This is a genomic window from Flavobacterium chungangense LMG 26729 (assembly GCF_000735715.2).
Taxonomy (GTDB): Bacteria; Bacteroidota; Bacteroidia; order Flavobacteriales; family Flavobacteriaceae; genus Flavobacterium; species Flavobacterium chungangense.
The window spans coordinates 20,091-41,487 of record NZ_JASY01000025.1; the positions used below are offsets into that span (position 1 = coordinate 20,091).

The 21,397-nt window shown below is 34.7% G+C and carries 20 protein-coding genes; 12 read left to right on the plus strand and 8 right to left on the minus strand.

Translation table 11 applies throughout. The features are described 5' to 3' along the window. Positions 1–71: 71 nt before the first annotated feature. The 5 genes from JE46_RS22220 (at position 72) to JE46_RS22240 (ending at position 10,321) form a co-directional block, all read left to right on the plus strand. On the plus strand, positions 72–3,263 hold the full coding sequence (locus JE46_RS22220; protein ID WP_031457491.1) for a SusC/RagA family TonB-linked outer membrane protein: 3,192 nt from the start codon (positions 72–74) through the stop codon (positions 3,261–3,263). A 12-nt stretch (positions 3,264–3,275) separates the two neighbouring features. Beyond that, entirely contained in the window at positions 3,276–4,808 is a 1,533-nt protein-coding gene (locus JE46_RS22225) for a SusD/RagB family nutrient-binding outer membrane lipoprotein (RefSeq protein WP_031457492.1), read from the plus strand. Positions 4,809–4,893: 85 nt separating this feature from the next. After that, complete coding sequence (locus tag JE46_RS22230; RefSeq protein ID WP_031457493.1) at positions 4,894–5,919, plus strand: glycosyl hydrolase family 18 protein; 1,026 nt, start codon at positions 4,894–4,896, stop codon at positions 5,917–5,919. Positions 5,920–6,168: 249 nt separating this feature from the next. Further along, on the plus strand, positions 6,169–8,106 hold the full coding sequence (gene nagB / locus JE46_RS22235; protein ID WP_031457494.1) for a glucosamine-6-phosphate deaminase: 1,938 nt from the start codon (positions 6,169–6,171) through the stop codon (positions 8,104–8,106). Positions 8,107–8,257: 151 nt separating this feature from the next. Next, complete coding sequence (locus tag JE46_RS22240; RefSeq protein ID WP_031457495.1) at positions 8,258–10,321, plus strand: beta-N-acetylhexosaminidase; 2,064 nt, start codon at positions 8,258–8,260, stop codon at positions 10,319–10,321. Positions 10,322–10,798: 477 nt separating this feature from the next. Here the strand turns inward: JE46_RS22240 and JE46_RS22245 are convergent, their stop codons facing one another. Beyond that, positions 10,799–11,728: a WG repeat-containing protein gene (locus JE46_RS22245; protein ID WP_051872986.1), complete on the minus strand. Its 930-nt coding sequence runs from the start codon at positions 11,726–11,728 to the stop codon at positions 10,799–10,801. A gap of 118 nt (positions 11,729–11,846) precedes the next feature. Between JE46_RS22245 and JE46_RS22250 the strand changes: the two genes are divergently transcribed. Both JE46_RS22250 and JE46_RS22255 read left to right on the plus strand, forming a co-directional pair. Then, on the plus strand, positions 11,847–12,620 hold the full coding sequence (locus JE46_RS22250; RefSeq protein ID WP_031457497.1) for a TlpA family protein disulfide reductase: 774 nt from the start codon (positions 11,847–11,849) through the stop codon (positions 12,618–12,620). Positions 12,621–12,921: 301 nt separating this feature from the next. Further along, positions 12,922–14,541: an ABC-F family ATP-binding cassette domain-containing protein gene (locus JE46_RS22255; RefSeq protein WP_031457498.1), complete on the plus strand. Its 1,620-nt coding sequence runs from the start codon at positions 12,922–12,924 to the stop codon at positions 14,539–14,541. Between the two features lie 130 nt (positions 14,542–14,671). Here the strand turns inward: JE46_RS22255 and JE46_RS24335 are convergent, their stop codons facing one another. The 7 genes from JE46_RS24335 to JE46_RS22285 all read right to left on the minus strand — a co-directional run bounded on the left by JE46_RS24335 (position 14,672) and on the right by JE46_RS22285 (position 17,913). Beyond that, entirely contained in the window at positions 14,672–14,842 is a 171-nt protein-coding gene (locus JE46_RS24335; RefSeq protein WP_167343461.1) for a hypothetical protein, read from the minus strand. A gap of 78 nt (positions 14,843–14,920) precedes the next feature. After that, on the minus strand, positions 14,921–15,478 hold the full coding sequence (locus JE46_RS22265) for a class I SAM-dependent methyltransferase (RefSeq protein ID WP_236010764.1): 558 nt from the start codon (positions 15,476–15,478) through the stop codon (positions 14,921–14,923). Further along, on the minus strand, positions 15,385–15,582 hold the full coding sequence (locus JE46_RS24600; protein WP_236010765.1) for a hypothetical protein: 198 nt from the start codon (positions 15,580–15,582) through the stop codon (positions 15,385–15,387). Before JE46_RS24600 ends, JE46_RS22265 begins: the two co-directional genes overlap by 94 nt. A gap of 40 nt (positions 15,583–15,622) precedes the next feature. Next, positions 15,623–16,003, minus strand: a complete 381-nt coding sequence (locus JE46_RS22270) for a hypothetical protein (protein WP_031457500.1) — start codon at positions 16,001–16,003, stop codon at positions 15,623–15,625. Beyond that, positions 15,981–16,481, minus strand: a complete 501-nt coding sequence (locus tag JE46_RS22275; RefSeq protein WP_031457501.1) for a hypothetical protein — start codon at positions 16,479–16,481, stop codon at positions 15,981–15,983. The genes JE46_RS22270 and JE46_RS22275 overlap by 23 nt, the downstream gene beginning before the upstream one ends. Positions 16,482–16,633: 152 nt before the next feature. After that, on the minus strand, positions 16,634–17,227 hold the full coding sequence (locus tag JE46_RS22280; RefSeq protein WP_031457502.1) for a dihydrofolate reductase family protein: 594 nt from the start codon (positions 17,225–17,227) through the stop codon (positions 16,634–16,636). Positions 17,228–17,361: 134 nt separating this feature from the next. Next, complete coding sequence (locus JE46_RS22285) at positions 17,362–17,913, minus strand: PH domain-containing protein (protein WP_035137033.1); 552 nt, start codon at positions 17,911–17,913, stop codon at positions 17,362–17,364. Between the two features lie 256 nt (positions 17,914–18,169). On the opposite strand from JE46_RS22285, the gene pyrR reads away from it, so the two are divergent. From pyrR to JE46_RS22310, 5 genes are all read left to right on the plus strand, one after another. Further along, positions 18,170–18,709 (plus strand): bifunctional pyr operon transcriptional regulator/uracil phosphoribosyltransferase PyrR, encoded by a 540-nt coding sequence (pyrR, locus tag JE46_RS22290; RefSeq protein ID WP_031457504.1) that lies wholly within the window; start codon positions 18,170–18,172, stop codon positions 18,707–18,709. Positions 18,710–18,767: 58 nt separating this feature from the next. Next, complete coding sequence (locus JE46_RS22295; RefSeq protein ID WP_031457505.1) at positions 18,768–19,409, plus strand: DUF6891 domain-containing protein; 642 nt, start codon at positions 18,768–18,770, stop codon at positions 19,407–19,409. Positions 19,410–19,489: 80 nt separating this feature from the next. Then, the gene (locus JE46_RS22300) at positions 19,490–20,416 is read left to right on the plus strand and encodes an aspartate carbamoyltransferase catalytic subunit (RefSeq protein WP_029273654.1); all 927 of its coding nucleotides are present in this window, start codon (positions 19,490–19,492) and stop codon (positions 20,414–20,416) included. 21 nt (positions 20,417–20,437) lie between these two features. Further along, entirely contained in the window at positions 20,438–20,908 is a 471-nt protein-coding gene (locus JE46_RS22305; protein WP_031457506.1) for a hypothetical protein, read from the plus strand. A 126-nt stretch (positions 20,909–21,034) separates the two neighbouring features. After that, positions 21,035–21,367 (plus strand): hypothetical protein, encoded by a 333-nt coding sequence (locus JE46_RS22310; RefSeq protein ID WP_031457507.1) that lies wholly within the window; start codon positions 21,035–21,037, stop codon positions 21,365–21,367. Positions 21,368–21,397: the final 30 nt, after the last annotated feature.

A 21,397-nucleotide genomic window follows, 5' to 3' on the forward strand; every position in this document is an offset into this window, starting at 1 on the left:
TTTGTATAAATTATTTTTTTTAACAATATCTTAAGAATAATTTTACCTCATAACTAACAAAATAAATAAACATGAAAAAAAATTTATTAATCTTTATGATTGTTTTTACAGTGCAGGTTTCTCTTGCTCAGGTAAAAAATGTCAAGGGTTTGATTACAGATTCTGATGGAATGCCATTACCAGGGGCATCTGTTGCTGTACAAGGTGGTCAAAAGGGAGCTACTACCGATTTTGACGGCTTGTACTCAATTGAAGTGCAAAGTGGACAAACATTGGTTTTTAGCTACGTAGGTCTGGAAACACAACAGATTGTTGTAGGAGATGAGGGTACAATTAATGTAAAAATGAAACTGGCTGCCTCAAATGCTTTAAATGAAGTAGTAGTTACTGCATTAGGTATTAAAAGACAAAAGAAAGAACTGGGCTATGCAGTTCAGGACCTTAAAGGAGATCAATTAAACAAAGTGATAACTACAAATGTTACGACAGCACTTTCAGGTAAGATTGCCGGAGTTGATGTTTCTATCCCGGCCACTGGTGTTGGGGGATCAACAAGAGTTATTATTAGAGGTATTTCAAGTATTGGCGAAAATAATCAGCCGCTTTATATTGTAGATGGTGTACCTATCGACAATACGGGATTATCAAACGACAGTGCCGCTACAAGTAAATGGTTTGACGGAAGAGATAACGGAGATGGGATTTCGAGTATTAATCCGAATAATATTGAAAGCTTAACGGTACTAAAAGGAGCAGCAGCTGCTGCATTATATGGATCCCGAGCTTTAAATGGTGTTATTTTGATTACAACCAAAAAAGGCAGCAAAGGAAAATTGCAGGTAGAACTTACGAGTGGTGTAAGTTTTGACAGGGTAGATGCTAAGTATGATGATTATCAGACGGAATATGGTTCCGGATCAAATGGTATTTTACCCGATCCTACAAAAGCACCTTCTGAATTATATGGTTATACTACAAATGCATGGGGACCTAAGTTCTCTCAGAGCGTTGGGCAGGAGATAAAAATATTTGACGGTTCCATGAAGCCTTATGCCAGAGTAGATAATAATATTCAGGATTTTTTTAAAACCGGGGTTACACTTACAAACGGAATCTCATTATCAGCAGGAAGTGACAATGCTTTTGTTCGTTTTGGTTATAATAACCTGACAAATGATGACGTGATTCCCAAATCTGGTTTAGAAAGAAATGATGCAAGTTTAAACGGAACTATAAAATCTGATAAATTTACTTTGGCAGCAAATGTAAATTATATGGTTGAAAACACACAAAACAGGCCTGGATTAGGAGATTCTCCAAATAATGTTGGTTATTCATTAAGCGGATTAGCACCAAATATTGATCAGGCATGGCTGAAAAATTATAAAAACGAGGAAACAGGTCAAATTTACCCCTGGAATAATAATGTGTATCAATTGAATCCCTATTTTACTACACAGGAAAATCACAATTCATCTGTAAAAAATCGTTTTATAGGAAATGTTACCGGAACATATCAATTAAAAAACTGGGTAGCATTAACTTTTAGAACTGGTTTAGACAGCTACGCTTTCAGTTCTAAAGATTTTATGGAGGCAGGAAGCACATGGCCAGGAAGAGATGAAGGATATTTAGGATTGGATAATATCAATGTTTCAGAGATGAATACGGATATTATTGCCACATTTAGTGATATAAAATTAGCTACAGATTTTACTTTCTCAGGAATTTTAGGTACAGGAAGAAGAGATTTTAAAAGAGAACAAAATTCAAGATTTGGTACTAAAATTATTGAGCCGGGTACAGAATATATCAGCAATTTTGTAAACCAGACAGAAAATGCTCCTGTTGTAACGAGAACCAGAACCAACTCAGTTTACGGTTCTGCAAAATTTGACTACAAAGGCTACTTGTATGCTGAGTTTACAGGAAGAAACGACTGGTTTAGTGTAATCAATGATAATGCTTTTTATCCTGCGGCTTCATTAGGTTTCATATTTTCTGATGCTTTTGGTATTCAGAATGATACATTTAGTTATGGAAAATTCAGAGCTTCATGGGCGCAGGTTTCAAATGCACCGGGAGCTTATAAAAATGCATTAAACTATACAACATTTTCATCTTATGACGGACAGAGTGTTGTTAATATTAAAAACTCTGCAGCGCCAAATGCTAATTTGACTTATCAATCTAAGACAGGTGTTGAGTTTGGGGTTGAAACAGCCTTCTTTAAAAACAGATTAAAAGCAGATATAACACTTTACCGTGAAGATACAGCTGACCAAACGCTTGATTTAGCTTCATCTGCAACATCAGGATACGAATTTCTTTCGGTAAACGCAGGACAATTACGAAATGAAGGTATTGAGGTTTTCTTATCAGGAACTCCAATTAAAACAGCTAATTTCGAATGGGGGATTGATTTGAACTTCTCAAAAAACAAAAACTCAATTATCTCTTTGCATCCAAATATTAATACGTATGCTATTTCTGAAGCTCGCTGGGCCGGAGCGGCTATTGTAGCTCAGGTTGGAGGTCAATACGGAACCATCATCGGAAAAGATTTTTTAAGAACGCCTTCGGGAGAAAAAATTGTAGATGCAAACGGAATGCCTTTGTTCACAGATTCGAAAGTAAATTTAGGAAAAGGGCTTCCTGACTGGGCTGCCGGTTTAACTAATAGATTTTCTTATAAAGGAATAACACTTCAGTTTTTAATTGATATGAAGTTTGGAATGGATGTATATTCTATGACAAATTCATTAGCAGCACAAAAGGGGCTTTTAGATGTGACTACTGAGGGCAGAGATGCTTACAATGCAGCAAGAGCAGAGGCTGTAGCAAATGATCCTAATTTTAGTCAGGCCACATGGATTCCTACTGCGGGTTATGTAGCACAAGGTGTTGTAAATACCGGAACCGCTGCTAATCCTGTGTATGTAGAAAATACGAAACCTGTAAATCCTCAGGATTATTGGAATACCGTTTTCAACAATACACCAGCGCCTTTTATTTATGATGCTTCTTACGTGAAATTAAGAGAAGTAAGTTTAGGTTATACTATACCAAAGAGTGTTTTTAGCGGAGCAAAAATTAGCTCAATTTATGTGTCTGCATTCGCAAGAAATTTATTGACTTTTAATAAAGATTTGCCAAACGTTGACCCGGAATCGATGTATACCTCCGGAAATGGACAGGGATTTGAATATGGCTCACTGCCATTCAGACAATCGTATGGTTTTAATATTAAAGTAGCATTCTAAAAAAAAGAAATTATGAAATTTAAAAATATAATACTAGCCATAGTCATATTGTTTACTGCAGTTGGCTGTACCGAAAACTTTGAGGAACTGGAAAAAGATCCGGTTGCACTATCAGCAAATCCGGCAGGACAGTTAACATTTACCCAATTGTGTATGTCCGGTGACGGATACTATCAGTGGAGAGCAAACCTGATTTATTCAGGAGGATTTGTTCAGCATTATGCAGGTGCGTGGAATGTAACAGAATTTGGAAGTAAATTCAAGAAAAATGATGATTACGCAACAGCAATCTGGAGAAATGGTTATGCAAATGAATTGAAAAACGTTGTTGATATTCTGGAAAAAACCAGTAATAATCCGGCAATGGTTAACATGAATGCAGTCGCAAAAATCATGAAAGTAATGGTAGCACAGCGTTTAACAGACCTTTACGGAGATATTCCTTATTCTCAGGCAGGATTAGGATTTTCACAAGGAATTGTAACACCAAAATATGATACACAAGAAGAAGTTTATACTGCCTTTTTTAACCAATTGGAAGAAGCATATAACCAGTTAAATGCAGAAGGTGGAACGGTTAAAGGAGATTTGTTTTACAATGGTGATATTGCAAAATGGAAAAAACTGGCTAATACGTTAAGACTACGTTTAGCCATGAGGATTTCTGAAGTAAAACCGCAAGAAGCAGAAAAACAAGTGAAAGCAGCATTACAAAATGGTGTTTTCGAAAGCAATCTGGACAACTGTATCATGCGTCATCTGGATGCAACTTTTAGTGATAATCCTGCGGCTATAGATTTTAGAGGAAACGGTTTGGCATACGCTTTTGTAGGGAATGAAAACGGAGATCATTTTAGCTCATTAGTCATAGATTATTTGAGAGACAATGAAGATCCAAGATTAACTATGCTGGCAACTCCAAAAACAACATCTTCTATGGCCGGAAAAGCTGGTCAGCCTGTTCAGCCTGGAGAAAAATTATACGAAGGAGTACGTCCGGGGACTTTCAGATGGGATGCTCCGGGAGGTTCAACCGCTGCTTCGGGAATCCAGTCTTATTACAAGCAAAAAACAACACCTTATTTGCACGTAAGTTATTCAGAAACACAATTATTATTGGCAGAAGCTGCGTATAGAGGCTGGGTAACTGGTATTACTGCTGCTGAATATTACAAAAAAGGAGTTGAAGCCGGTATCAAACAATTGCTGATTTATGGTGTACCTGCAGCAAATCAGACAGATATTGATGCTTATTTAAATGGTAAACCTTTGGTTGCAGGAACAGAAAAAGAGCAAATTGCAACGCAACTTTGGATTACCTATATCTTTAATAGTATTGAAGCCTATTCAAACTGGAGAAGAACAGGATTCCCGCATTTATTGCCAATAACAAATCCTGATTCTGAAACTGGTGGAGTTACTCCAAAACGTTTATATTATCCAAATGATGAGATGCAGAAAAATGAAGTAAATTATTTAGATGCATTGTCCAGAATGGGAGGAACGAATGACTGGCTGAATAAAGTTTGGTGGGATGTAAACTAAAAAAATAATCCCAAAATATAAATTTATACCTAATGAGGTGTTATTTTTATTCTGATAAATTAAAAAACATTTTAAATTAAAAATAATGATAAAAAATAAAGCCTTATTAGGTATTCTTTTTTTTATTGGTTCACTTTTTTCATCTTATAGCTGTTCAAAAGAGAACGATACAGAGAATGATCATTTAAAAAATAAAACAGCCAGGGTTGTCGGCTATTTGTCTTCGGATAATTATAGTAAAATAAGTTCCATACAATTCTGTAAACTCACACATCTGAATCTGTCATTCGCAAATCCGGATTATAAAGGAAATTTAATTTTCGATGGCGACATTGATGCAGTCATTAAATATGTAAGAAATGTGAATCCTAATATAAAAATATCTATTTCTATTGCCGGGGGAGTTATCTCGGCAGAGCAGGCAGCCAACTGGTCATTGCTTATTGATAAACCGGAAAACAGACCCGGTTTTATCAAAAAAATAATAGATTTTGTTGAAGTTCATAAACTGGATGGTGTAGATGTAGATCTGGAATGGGATGCAGTCACGACAGGTTACAGCGGTTTTGTGATTGAATTGAAAAATACCATAAAAAGTAAAAACAAGCTTATTACAGCAGCATTGCCAAATAACACACGTTTTACGAATATAAGTAATGAGGCATTAAATGCTTTTGACTTCATCAATATTATGGCTTATGATATGACAGGCCCATGGGCACCTGAAAAACCGGGACAGCACAGTTCTTTTAGCGATGCAAAACTGGGAATCGATTTTTGGAATAAACTGCAAAATGTTCCAAATGAAAAACTAACACTCGGGGTTCCGTTTTACGGATATAATTTCACAGATGCAACAGTTACCAGTGCAACTTACGGACAAATTGTAGCAGCCGGAAAACAGTTTGCGGAGCAGGATGAATTGGGTAAAATTTATTATAATGGAAGACCAACAATTGAGCAAAAAGTGCAGCTAGCATCAGAAACCACAGGGGGTATCATGATTTGGGAAATTGCTCAGGACTCCTTTGATGAGTATTCTTTATTGGATGTGATTCATAAAAAATATACAAAACTAGGTTTTATTACGACTGATTTATGTGGTAACTAAAGCCTGTAAAATAGACAAATCTTTGATGTAGAGAAGTTTTTTTATTGTACAAAACGTATTATTGACCAAATAGTGCTGTTCGTTTAAAACATTGAGCAGTTTGTATAAATAATTTTTTTGAGGCATCCTTTAAAAATAAATTTGCAGAAAGAATAAAAGTTGGATTGGTAAGCGCAGTAAGTATAAGTTATTTATTAGGTTACGTAAAATCTTACTTTTATAAGTAATATTATCAAAAAAAGAAAAAAAATGAAAAGTGCTTTAGAAATAAAACCTGATATCAGTTATAAAAGTGCAGGAAAATTTGAAGAAACAAGATTCGAAAAGATTCATAATGAAATCTTCAAAAGTTCAGCAGAAGCTTCAGTAATTGTAGCGCAGGAAATCGCACAATTAATCAGATCTAAACAAGAAAAAAATAAAACATGTGTATTAGGTTTGGCAACAGGTTCTTCTCCTATAAAAGTATATGAGGAACTGGTGAGAATGCATAGGGAAGAAGGACTAAGTTTTAGCAATGTAATCACTTTCAATCTGGATGAATATTATCCAATGACAAAAGAGAACAATCAGAGCTATCACTATTTCATGCATCAGCATCTTTTTAGTCATATTGATATCGATCCTGAAAATATTAATATTCCCGACGGTACCGTTGCAATTGATGAGTTGAATCAATATTGCATCGATTATGAAATGAATATTAAAAGAGCCGGAGGTCTTGATTTTCAGCTATTAGGTATCGGACGTACAGGTCACGTAGGCTTCAACGAACCGGGGTCGCATATTAACTCCGGAACCAGAATCATTACACTGGATCATATTACAAGAGTAGATGCTTCGTCTGATTTTAATGGTATTGACAACGTTCCTAAACGTGCGATTACGATGGGAGTTTCGACCATTATGAGATCTAAGCGAATTGTATTGATGGCCTGGGGACAAAATAAAGCAGATATCATCAAGAGAACCATTCAGGGTGATATCAGTTCTGAAGTTCCTGCCACATTTTTACAAAATCATCCTAATGCTACTTTCGTTTTAGACCAGTCTGCAGCCTCTGAATTAACACGTTTCAAAACACCCTGGTTAGTAGGAGAATGCATCTGGACACAGGAATTAAAAAGCAAGGCGATTGTCTGGCTGTGTCAAAAAACAAAACAATCGATTTTAAAATTGACAGATCGTGATTACAACAACAACGGTATGTCTGATCTTCTGGCACAAGAAGGTTCTGCTTACGATTTGAATATCAATATGTTCAATGTATTACAGCACACCATTACCGGATGGCCGGGCGGAAAGCCCAATACAGATGATTCGCATCGTCCGGAAAGGGCTAATCCTGCAAAAAAACGAGTAATCCTTTTCAGTCCGCATCCTGATGATGATGTGATTTCGATGGGAGGAACTTTTTCAAAACTAATCAAACAGGGACATGATGTGCACGTAGTATATCAAACATCCGGAAATATTGCAGTTACAGATGATGAAGCGCTAAAATTTGCTGAGGTATGCAATGATTTTGTAGGTGACGCTGATGCTAAAATTAATTTTAAATCGGTAATTGAATTTTTGAACAACAAATCAGAAGATCAGGTAGATTCTTTAGAAGTTCGAAAATTAAAAGGACTGATTCGCAGAAGGGAATCGTATGCAGCCACAAGATACATCGGACTAAAAGATGAAAACACACATTTCTTAGACCTTCCGTTTTATGAAACCGGACAGGTAAAGAAAAACCCGTTAGGTCCTGAAGATATTGCAATCGTAAAAGATATTATTGCTCAAATAAAACCACATCAGGTGTTTGCAGCCGGTGATCTTGCTGATCCGCACGGAACGCATGAAGTTTGTCTGAATGCGATATTTGCTGCTATGAAAGAATTGAAGCCACAAAAATACATGGATGACTGCTGGTTATGGCTCTACAGAGGTGCCTGGCACGAATGGGACATTCACGAAATTGACATGGCTGTTCCGCTTTCTCCATCTGAAGTATTATTGAAACGTCACGCAATTTTGTACCACCAGTCTCAAAAAGACAGGGTAATGTTTCAGGGTAATGATTCAAGAGAGTTTTGGGTTAGGGCAGAAGACCGAAATAAAAACACTGCCATTCTGTACGACGAATTAGGTTTGGCAGAATACGAAGCTATTGAGGCTTTCAAACGTTTTGATTACTAAGATTATTTTTAGGATTTGATTTATAGCGAATCAAATCACCAAATTCAGATTGATTTCATACTGATAGTGAGGATCAATAGAGAGATCATTCTGGATTTTTTATCTATTTATTAATGTTGTCTCAGGATAACCATTTTTCAAGCGCCATAAAATGAAATATATATTAGTCCTACTATTAGCAGGTTTAACTTCCAGTGCTCAGATTAAAAAAGAGCAGCTAAACCTTATGCCCTGGCCACAAAATGTTGTTTTAAATGACGGAAGTTTTGCTTTGATTAAAAGTTTTAAAGTAAATATTACCGGGAATCCAAATCCGAGAATTTTTGGAGGGGTAACTCGTTTTTTACGTCGGTTAGATGGCAGAACAGGTCTTTTTTTCTCGCAGGATTTTGTTAAAAAACTAAATGAAGTTCCAACAGCTGAACTTCAGATTAACTGTGCCAAAAGCGGTAAAATTGGTTTGTATGAAGACGAAAGTTACCATTTAGACATCAAACAAAACAAAATCACAATAGAGGCAACCACTGACTTAGGTGCTTTGCATGGGCTTGAAACGTTACTGCAGCTGCTGCAGAATAATAATAAATCATTTTATTTTCCGAACGTACAAATTTCAGATTTTCCAAGATTTACCTGGAGAGGTTTGATGATTGATGCTGCAAGACATTTTCAGCTGGTAGACGTAATCAAAAGAAATCTTGACGGATTAGCGGCTATGAAAATGAATGTTTTTCACTGGCATTTAGTGGATGACCAAGGCTGGAGAATCGAAATGAAAAAACATCCAAAATTAATTGAATTGGCTTCGGATGGTATGTATTATACACAGGAAGAAATTAGAAATATCGTAAAATATGCTGATGAACGTGGTATTTTGATCGTTCCGGAAATTGATGTTCCGGGTCACGGAACTGCGATATTGACGGCTTATCCTGAAATAGGAAGTAAAGCGATTGCATTAAAAGGCGGAGCAGAAAAAAATATTCAGGGAACAGCAATTGCAACCTATACAGTTGAAAGAAATGCAGGTATTTTTACGCCAACATTAGATCCAACAAACCCAAAAACATATCAATTATTAAGTGAAATCTTTGATGAGGTCTGCCCATTGTTTCCCGGAGATTATTTTCATATCGGGGGAGATGAAAACGAAGGGAAAGACTGGGATGCAAACCCTAAAATCCAGGAATTTAAAAAGAAAAATAAGTTAGCCACAAACCACGAACTGCAGACTTATTTCACCATGCAGTTGGCTCCGATGCTTAAAAAACACGGAAAACAATTAATGGGATGGGAAGAAATTTTAACTAAAAATCTTTCAAAAGAAGCAATCGTTCATTCGTGGCGAGGACCAAATGAAGGTGTTCTGCCAGGCCAGTCTTTAGCAGAAGCAGTAAAAAAAGGATACAAAACAGTATTGTCAAACGGTTATTATATCGATTTGATGTATCCAATTGAAAGCCATTATCTAACTGATCCGATGCCGAAAGGAGTTGAGTTAACAGCAGAAGAAAAAGCAAGAATTTTAGGTGGAGAAGCTCCAATGTGGACAGAATTAGCAACACCGGAAACAATTGATTCCAGAATTTGGCCAAGAACGGCTGCAATTGCAGAAAGACTCTGGTCAGCCGAAAATATTACTGATGTTGCCGATATGCGCAGACGTCTTGAAACCGTTTCGTTCAGATTAGAAGAACTTGGTCTGACACACATTCGTAACAAAGACATGATTTTAAGAAATATTGCAAACAACCAAAATGTAAATTCCCTTAATGAATTCTCAAATGTCTGCGAACCATTAAAAGGATATACAAGAAATAAAGACGGAACAGAATATCAAACCTATTCTCCGTTCACACTTTTTGCAGATGCCTGCACACCTGATGCAAAAGATGCTTTAGCTTTTGATGCTGCTGTAAAACAATATTTGGCAAACAAAACATCTGAAAACAGAGCAAAAGTTGCCTCATTTTTCAGCAAATGGATTGCTGTAAATAAGGAATTAAATGACTTAAGTACGAACGCGCCTTTAGTACAGCCAATTCTGCCTTTGGCTAAAAAATTAAGCGATGTAGCACAAGAATTGTTATTGGTTTTAGATAATAAATCAACTTTAAAATCACAGGATTTAAAAAGTTTAATTGAGCAATGCAATACAAAAGACCATGCCGATGTTGAGCTGGCAGTATATGGAAGCCTTAAAAAGTTAATATAAAAGTTTGAGTTAATAAAGTTTAGTAGTTTAAGTGAAGTTGTGTTAATTGGTATTTGATCTCTGTCGGCAAGAAATCCGGCAAAGATATTTTTAGCCCAATTAATAAGTTGAGTGTTTTAAAATTAAGGAAATAAAAAATTGGGAAGGTTAAAATTGAGTTTGGTTATTTATTTTTTAATCTGATTTGCATTTCCACAATGTATCGATTTTAGGTAATTTGTTATTTGGTTTTTGCTTAGAGGAGAGCATTTTAAACCTGGCAAGCAATTGTCAGGTTTTTTTGTGTTTAAGTTTTTAGGAGCTGTTTACTTCGTCAGTTCGCTATCGCTCGTGTCCTGCTCTCCGCTTAATCTTTTATGGCTCCCGATAGCTATCGGGACCACCACAAAAGGATAACGCTTCGATCAGGGCTAGGGCGCTAGGTTTCATAGGTGTACTTTAAAAATTCTTCAATTTGCCAGACATTATAAAAGAAATTCAATTGTCAATTTTTATGTTTAATTTTCTATTTATCCATTTATCGACAAGAATTTTATATTCAACATATTCTGAATAATCTTTGTGATTAACTAAATCTATGAAAGTGACATAGAATTTTTTGCCGTCTTTTGATACTTTGAAGTTTTTGAAATCACCATAATAATGGGAACCTCTAAGGTAATTGTCGCACAATTCGAATGCTTTTATTTTATAAAAAGGATCAAAATCAGTCGGTTTTTCTGTAATCTCGAAATAGATTGTTTTAGCATCACATTCGAAACCATTAATTTGAATGATTTCTTCTTTTCGTTTTTCGAAAAAAGCTAAGATTTGTTTTTCCTTATCATTGTATTCAAACTGATACGGAATAAACTGATGATTTTCTGTTTCAAAATCTTTTGGATGATTTCGTTTGTTAGTTGGCTGTATTTCAATTCCGTTTTTGCCAACAAAACCCCAGGTTCCTCCAATTAAAGGAGCGTGTTCGGGATCTTTTGAGTAATCAAAATAACAACCATTACAAAATTCTGCGAAGCCAAAGTTTATAGGTGAAAGCCAGTCGTATTTTGCCGGAATAACCTTTTCCCCAAAATCATTATATAAGCCAGCTTTTTTATTCTTGGTGTAGCGAATAAAACCTTCTTGAAAACCGTCAGGTCCTTCACCGGTTGGAAAAGGTTCAAACAAAAAATTTCCATTTCGGTCATAATATTTATTAAAATCCATCATAAAAATCATGGTTTTTATTTCACGTCCATTATTATAAGAATCCGCATTCATGGATGGTTGTGGTGGAATAATGATTTTACCATTTTGATTTTTAACTCCCAGTAAACTATCTTTTTCAACAAAATAATAAAGTTTTTCTTTTTGAGAAAAACTAATAAAACAGAATTGAAATACAATTAAAGTAAATAGATTTCTCATTTTAAATGATTTTTGAAAGTTAAAACGGAATTTTGATTAGCATTATTGTTATCAAAAATACTAATAAAGTCTTTAGATTTTTGAGTACTTTTGAAATTCAATTCTTGTCTTTAAATCCATGAAGAAATTCATCAGCTTACTTTCACTTCTTTTTGTTTTTTCTCTAAGTTTCGCCCAAAATAATAAATTCGGAAATCCGGAAGTTGATCCAATTCAAATTCAGAAAACGTTCAGTGATTGGTCAGCATACAACAAAAAGATAATGTTATCCGGAGATTTTACGGCTCTTGATTCTCAGTCAAAAGAAATTTCAAAAAAAGCATTTTTTAATGCCCTGACAAACGAAAATTTTATACCAATCCGATTAAAATTAGCGGATTCGGTTTGTTATTACAAGCTGTTTAAAATCCTCCCAAAATCAGACACCAGTATAAAAGCAACAATTAATCAGGAAGCTTTTGATGCTTTAAAAAATTACGAGATGGAAGGAAAGCCTTTTCCTGATTTTACCTTTGAAGATTTAAACGGAAATGTAGTTTCAAACGAATCCATGAAAGGTAAAATCATCGTAATCAAATGCTGGTACATTCATTGTGCAGCCTGTATCAAAGAATTTCCGCAAGTCAACGCATTAGTTTCAAAATACAAAGATAGAAAAGATATCGTTTTTATAAGTCTTGCCGAAGATACACCGGAACAATTAAAAACATTTTTAGCAAGAAAACCACTTTCGTATTCCGTTGTTCCAAACATGAAAGTGTACATGAATGAAAAACTTGATTTGAATGCTTTTCCAACGCATTTTATTTTGGATAAAGCAGGATTAATCAAAAAAGGGGTTTCTAATTTCGAAAGCTTGGAAGTTGCGTTGGAGAAAGAAAGTAAATTATAGTTGAAATAATCTCGCGAAGTTTTGTCTCATTAAGAAGATTATTACCCAATCTTGTCATTTCGACGAAGGAGAAATCTCCGCAAGAAACTCTACAAAGATTGGCGACGTAGATTGTGGAGCTACTTGCGGAGATTTCTCCTTCGTCGAAATGACAAAAATGAGGCTAGTTTGTTTAAGCCTTTGCGTCTTGCGCCTTTGCGAGAGAATACTCTTTACAATATAAAAAACTTAGTAACTGATGCCCTTTGCAACTCTGAACCTTTTTCCGTACTTTTGCACCAAATTAATAAAAAAGACATTCATGTTAACAGTCAATAATTTATCAGTACAATTTGGCAAACGAATTTTGTTTGACGAAGTAAATACTACATTCACACACGGAAATATTTACGGCGTTATTGGAGCCAATGGTGCTGGAAAATCTACATTTCTTAAAATCATTTCAGGTGATATGGACCCAACTTCGGGTCATATTCATTTAGAACCGGGAAAACGTATGTCGGTTTTAACCCAAAACCACAATTTGTTTGATGAGCATACTGTTTTAGAAACTGTTTTGATGGGGAATAAAGTTTTGTACGCTGTTAAAAAAGAAATGGATGAACTTTATTTAGACTACAACGACAAAAATGCCGACAGAATAGGGGAGCTTCAGGTTCAGTTCGAAGAAATGAACGGCTGGAACGCTGATTCTGACGCTGCAGCGATGTTGTCTAACTTAGGAATCACAGAAGCAGACCATTATACTTTAATGTCAGATATGGAAGGAAAAATGAAAGTTCGTGTGCTTTTGGCGCAGGCACTTTTCGGAAATCCTGATGTACTGATTATGGATGAGCCTACCAACGATTTGGATTTCGAGACCATCGCCTGGTTAGAAAACTTCCTTGCAAACTATGAAAATACTGTAATTGTGGTATCTCACGACCGTCACTTTTTAGATGCGGTTTGTACACATATTTCTGATATTGATTTCGGAAAAATCAATCACTACTCAGGAAACTATACGTTCTGGTACGAGTCCAGCCAATTAGCGGCAAAACAACGTGCTCAGCAAAACAAAAAAGCAGAAGAGAAGAAACAAGAGTTGGAAGAATTTATTCGTCGTTTTAGTGCAAACGTGGCGAAATCTAAACAAGCAACTTCCCGTAAAAAAATGATTTCGAAACTGAATATTTCTGAAATCAAACCTTCAAGCCGTCGTTACCCTGCGATTATTTTCGATCAGGATCGTGAAGCCGGAGATCAAATCTTAAACGTAGAAAACTTATCTGCTTCTGTAGATGGAGAACTTCTATTTAAAGATATTAATTTGAACATGGCAAAAGGCGATAAAATCGTGCTGTTCTCTAAAGATTCACGTGCAACAACTGCTTTCTACGAAATCTTAAATAACGAACAAAAAGCTGATTCAGGAACTTTCGATTGGGGAATTACAACAAATCAGGCGTATTTACCGGCTGAAAATCATAAATACTTTGAAAATGATTTGACCTTAGTAGATTGGTTACGCCAATACGCTAAAACGGAAGAAGAGCGTGATGAGGTATTTATTAGAGGTTTCCTGGGGAAAATGATTTTCTCCGGAGAAGAAGCTTTAAAAACAAGCCGTGTATTATCTGGAGGAGAAAAAGTTCGTTGTATGTTATCCAGAATGATGATGGAACGCGCGAATATCTTAATGCTTGACGAGCCAACAAACCACTTAGATTTGGAATCTATTACGGCTTTCAACAACTCACTGAAAAACTTCAAAGGATCTGTGATTTTTACCACACATGACCACGAGTTTGCACAAACTGTAGGTAACAGAGTAGTAGAGCTTACACCAAACGGAGTAATAGACCGCTACATGACATTTGATGAGTATCTTGATGATGAAAAGATTCAGGAACAAAGAAAAAGGATGTATAATCTTTAATATTAAAAGACACAGCAACTATGTTTTTTTTGTAAAAAGTGAAACGCCTTTTTTAAGTTCAAAAAAACTATGTTTCAATGTGTTTAGAAATAAAGTGCCCGTTATGAAAATAACGGGCATTTTTTATGTTTTACCTTTTGAAGACCTTGGCAAAGATCCAGATAATGATTGCGATTATAAAAATCACGATAAAGATCCCGACTCCCATTCCGGCTTTAAAAATGTCTCCAACTAATTCGCAGCTTGTAAATGAAAATAGTATAAACAATACCATTAACAATCGTGTAATTTTATTTTGCATGATTCTGAGTTTTTAAGTTCAGGAATAAAATTACTTAAGCAATAAGGAAAATGTGTTATACAATTTTTGCGAAAAGTTTTAGGATTTTGATTTTGAACTTTTAAATATTACAAAGTTTTTTCTCTTCGCAATTAAGATAGTATGAATTTCGACATCTTCTGCTTTTGGATAATGGATTTCGAACAGTTTTATAATTTCAAAATTATTTTCAAAAAGACTGCTTTTCAAATCTTCCAAAGTATGGTAGTAAAAATAAGTACGGTCACCAGAGCTTCCTGAAATAAAGCCTGATTTAGAAACATCACCTTGTACAAAGCTTAAGTATAAAACTCCATTATTATTAAGTATTTGAGCAGAGTCTTTTATTAGTTTCGAACAATCTGATTCGGACAAATAGGGCAAACAAAACCCGCACATGATGGCATCAAACTTTTCATTTAACTCATTCAGTTTTCGGGTGTCCATTATTTTAAAATCTGCCGAAGGATTATTTATCTTCGCTAATTCGATCATTTTTGGCGCAATGTCAATACCTGTGACTTTTAAGTCAGGTCTTTTTTGTAACAAATATTTGGTAATGTTTCCCGGTCCGCAGCCAATTTCAAATACTTTTTGATTATGTTTAAAAAGCTGCAAAAGAAATCATAAGTTTCATCATAGATATTCAGATTCATAAATTTGTCCTCGTAGAGTTTTGCAATTTTGTTCCAGGTTTCAAAAGTTTCTTTGTATCTGTCCATTTTTTAGACTAAATTTTGAGCTTGGGGTTAAAAGTTTTTTCTATTTTTCTCGTATCATTTTTATTTCCAGAAAAACAATTCCGACTATTACTGCTATTTCTCCTAAAAAGTAAGCGATACCAAATATCGAAATATTATGATAATTAAAAACAAGGATTCCGATTGTCAAAAAGCAATAAAAAATATTAGCAGCACAGATTATTTTTAAAAACGACTTCCAATTATCGCTTACTAAGAAATAACAGAAAATAGAATAGATTGAAAATACCAGTGCCAATGCAGCAAGATATCCCAAAATGCTTTTTGACAAACCAAAGAAGTCATTGAAAGTCCGAAGAACGAAAAAAAGCAATAAAGTAGTGAGTAAAGCGCCAAAACCATCCAATAGAAATATGTTTTTAGGTTTTTTTATAAATTTCATGAAGTTTTGAATTATTTTTTATTCTTCCATATTCACTTTTAATATCTTTTAATTGTGATTCCATACAGTTGTCCAAAGTTAGATAATGAATTGATTTGGTAGTTTTGCCTTCTTGATATTCTTTAAATAAATCTTTCCAAATTCTTGGATAGAAAATACCTAATGAGAAGAATAGCAAACATGGAAATGTGAAATTTCCATTTCCAATAAGATATGCCTGCATTCTTATCTCATCTTTCATTGTCATTTCATATTCTAATACGATGTGTTTTAAATCATGATTTTCAAACTTTGGTATTAAACGATATTGTTTACTGTCGAGCATTTTTACAACTTCACGTCCAACAGTTCCGTGTTGTAAAGTTCTTAAATGATCAAGTTTAAATGTCAGATAGTTTTTTCCGTAAATTAGTTCTAAAAGCCAAATAATTCCTCCGGTAATTTTTAGTTTTTTTAATCCTTTAATTGTGTTGGTCATTTAAGCTTAAAAATGAAGTTGATAAACTTTGTGGACACGGAAAGAATTTCCGCCTATCGGGTCAAACTTTATATTTTTGATAGTATCAAATGATACTATCAAAATAGCCATTGTGTATGATTATTTACTCACTTATTAGTTTGTAAATATTTTTAATCATGAATAATTCCAGTTGTCACTTCACCGGCCCGTTTATAGCTAACAGCAATTACACCGCTTGGCGTAATGGTACTCTCAATTAATGTAAATGCAGAAGGAACAGCACCATCATCAAATAATTTTTTTCCTTTCCCCAGAATGATGGGATAAATCAAGAGACCAAGCTCATCAACTAAATCCTGCTGAAGTAATAGTTGAACAAGTGTGGCGCTTCCCCATACTTTAATGTCTCCCCCTTCTGAATTTTTGAGTTTTTTGATGTCTTCCAGAGTCGAAAGGAATTCGGTATTTCCCCAGTCTGAGTTGTTTCTGGTGGAGGACAAAACGTATTTAGTAACCTCATTAATTCCAGGCCAGCCCTCTGCATGTTTGGGCCAATAGTCTTCAAAAATATCAAATGTTTTTCTGCCTAAAAGAATATCGGCCGGTTTCATTTGTTCCTGCATGACTTTGCCGTACTCTTCATCTCCAAAAGGTGCCACCCAGCCTCCATATTCAAAACCGCCTGAAGTATCTTCTTCAGGGCCACCTGGTGCCTGCATAACGCCATCGATTGTGATCATGGATAGGACGATTAGTTTTCTCATGATGTTTGGTGTTTTTTTGTTTTACTCAAATATAAGGAAAAACTTATTGATCTAATAGAAGATATATTTTGCGGGCATGGAAAGAATTTCCGCACTATTGTTGTGCATATCTGAGTGATCGATTATTTTATTTATTAAGATTTTTGAATCTCTATTATTTTGTTGTAAACTTTTCGAACTTCTGGGATTAGGTCAATTGATGGTGATGTTTTATTTCTGTTGTTCATATCGAATCCTCTTTCCCATGATGCAATTGGATTTTTAGGACCAATAGTAATTGTTCCGCTTCCATCGCTTTTTTCTTCATATTCAATATCAGAAATTGTCTTGATATTTAATGATTTGATTGATTTTGTAAAAATTCCAGATTTTATAATAATTCTGTGTTCAGTTAAACCGTAAATAGTATTTGCTCTTTGTTTCGCATCAATAATAAATCTTCCAAAGACAAAATTAAGCCCTATTAAAACAAATGGAATTCCAAATAAAGCAAAGAAAAAAGGTGCTCCGGAAGTTAGTGCCGTTGTAAACCAAAAAATAGCAAATCCGCACCATAAAAGACTAAACGGAATTAAAAAAATATCTGAAGATCTAAACACAATTCCTTTTTTTGGATGTCCTGTCCAAATTAAACTTTCGTTATTATCTAAATGACTCTTTAATTCATCTGAAGTTTTAAATTCCATATTTTTTTTAATGTTTGGAGCTTATTTATTTATTACTAATATTTTTGGTGATATACTTGCGGGCACGGAAAGAATTTTCACACTCGTTGCATATATCCGGGGAATCGGGTTTTTCTGCTAATATAAAATTTTTAATTATAGAAAGTGTTTTATAGTCAACATTTGATGTCGATTCAAAAAAATATTTACACCTAAAACTAACTAACAAATAAAATCAGATTCCGTATATTTGCCCAACCAAACATCACACTTAATTATGAGCCAAAAAGTATTACTTAATTCAAAAGAAGTTACTATCATACTCCATCGTTTGGCTTGTCAGTTAATCGAAAAACACCTTGATTTTTCAGATACTATTTTAATCGGGATTCAACCGAGAGGTGTCTTTCTTGCGGAGCGTTTAAAACAAATTTTAGAGAGCGAATACCAAACACCTGAAATTTCACTGGGTTATCTGGATATCACCTTCTTTAGAGATGATTTCCGCAGAACCGATAAACCGCTTGAAGCCAACAAAACACAGATTAATTTTATAGTAGAAAACAAAAAAGTCATTTTTATCGATGATGTATTGTTTACCGGAAGAAGCATTCGTTCTGCCTTAACCGCAATTCAGTCTTTCGGGAGACCTTCAGAAATCGAATTACTGGTGTTAATCGACAGACGTTTCAGCCGTAATTTACCTATTCAGCCCGATTATCGCGGCCGTCAGGTAGATGCGATTAATGGCGAAAAAGTAAAAGTGAGCTGGAAAGAAAATGACGGCGAAGATGTGGTATATTTAGTGACAAATTAGTTTAATCGGGAAAACGACAATTAAACGATTAAGCAAATTAACGATTAAACAATAAAGCATGACAGAAAACGAAGCGTTTATTTATGAGTCAATTTTTAATCAGGTAAGAATGGGATTTCTTTCTGTTGATGAAATCAAAGAAAACATCATAGAAGAAATTGAAGATAACGAATTCGAAGACGAAATTTCAGAAGATTGGGCTTTCGAAAAAATAGATCAGGAATACCAAAAATTACTTTCAGAAAGTAAACAATGGAAAACTCCGACAGATACTGAAAAGCTTATAAAAGCGTTTGATGAATTAGCAGACGAAAACATCATTGCACTTCATAATGCAGGATACACAACCAGCGACGGCGAATATGAAGTGGTTGAGGTTGAAAGAGAGCTTCAGGAAAACGAAGTGGAATCTGATGGATATTGCTTTTACCACGAACAGGATTTAGCGAGAGCAATTGATATTGAAGATCCCTGTTTGTATATCGCTTTTCAAAAAGTAGATAATTCAGATGAGGAAACTACAATTAGTGTTGGGAAAAAAGTTGTTGAAGTACTAAGGAACAATGGCTTTGAAGTAAACTGGAATGAATCTGCCAAAACGAAAATTGAAATTCCGGGTTTCAGATGGCAGAAGATTTTTGATGAAGATGCCAGAGATTTACAGGATTACAGTGAAGTCGTAGACAGAATGATCCAATAGAGTAGCTGCTCTTTAAACAAGCATTGGATGCCGAACATTTCGCCATTCAGAAATTGACCAATAATATTAAAGAAACAAAAATGAAAGAATTAAGCGTAAATCATTTATTAGGAATTAAATATATCAACGAAAATGATATAAACCTGATTTTTGAAACGGCAGATCATTTTAAAGAAGTCATTAACCGACCAATTAAAAAAGTTCCTTCATTACGAGATATTACCATTGCCAATATTTTCTTTGAAAACAGTACCAGAACCAAACTTTCCTTTGAATTGGCGCAGAAACGTTTATCTGCTGATGTAATCAGTTTTTCTGCAGCTCAGTCATCGGTTAAAAAAGGGGAAACACTTATTGATACTGTAAACAATATCCTTTCGATGAAAGTGGATATGGTTGTCATGCGCCACTCCAATCCCGGAGCGGCTTATTTTTTATCCAAAAATGTCAAAGCCAGTATCGTAAACGCCGGAGACGGAGCACACGAACATCCAACTCAGGCTTTGTTAGACAGTTATTCAATTAGAGAAAAACTGGGTGATGTTGCCGGAAAAAAAGTGGTAATTGTAGGTGATATTCTGCATTCAAGAGTTGCTTTATCCAATATATACGCTTTGCAGATGCAGGGCGCAGAAGTTAAAGTCTGTGGGCCAAAAACGCTGATTCCGAGATATATTGAATCGCTAGGTGTTACCGTTGAACCAAATTTGAGAAAAGCTTTAGAATGGTGCGACGTAGCCAATATGCTTCGTGTACAAAATGAACGTATGGATGTAAACTTCTTCCCGTCAACTCGTGAATACGCACAGCAATACGGAGTTGACAAACCGCTTTTGGATTCGCTTGGAAAAGAAATCGTAATCATGCACCCGGGACCCATCAACAGGGGAGTTGAAATCACTTCTGAAGTTGCCGATTCTGATCATTCGGTGATTTTGAATCAGGTGGAGAATGGTGTTGCGATTAGAATGGCGGTTATTTATTTGCTGGCTTCTAAGATTCAATAGTTATACTGTATTTTGACAAAGATGCTTAAAATAGTATTCCTGCTAATTGGTTTTATATGTAAAGCTCAGGATGTGGGTGAAATAAGAATAGATACTGTCTATAATAATTTATTGAATCGGACACCTAAAAATTTTAAAGTAGACGAAGCTTCGAAACCAGAAAATAGATTTTTTACATTAAAGTTGAATAGTATTGGTGGGTTAGAAAGTGTCTATCAGTTTAAGAATGAATTAAAATTTAATGAAACTGAAATTAACTGGTTAGATAAACAAATTGACCAAATAGCTTTAGCATTTTATTTAGAAGGAAATCCAATCTTGATTAGGAAAGTTGGTGGTTATGAAGGTTGTCCAGATGATAATGTTTATTCAGAAATTATAAAAGAAAAAAAGGTAACAATCTTGAATTTTTGTTTTACTTGTACTGATGGATGGAGATTAGATGAGTTTATCAAAATTTTTAATAATAGGACAAATTCCTTGTTGAAATAATATAAGTTGATGTAAGTAAAAGCTTTGACTTATAGGAGCCTGACAAACCTGAAACAATAAATAAAAAAACTTCGTACCTTTGCTCTCAGAAATATCAATTTTTATATAAGCCCCACAAATTATAAAATGAAAGTAGATCAAAAAGGACATACCGTTACCATTAAGGATACTCAGGGAGACGTTAATTCTTTCCTTGAAAAAGTAACGCAGCAGTTTAAAACCTTTGAAAAACACAATATTATTATCGATTTATCTGCCGATACTGCTTTGACAGAAAATGATTTGAAACTTTTTTTACCAATTTCAAAACAGCAGAAAAAGTCAAAAAAATCGTTTGTAATTGTAGTTTCAGATCTTGATTTTAATGCCATTTCTGATAAATTAACTGTTGTACCTTCTCTTTTGGAAGCGCACGATATTATCGAAATGGAAGAAATTGAAAGAGATCTTGGATTCTAAAATTGATTTAATTGTTTATTCGTTTAACTG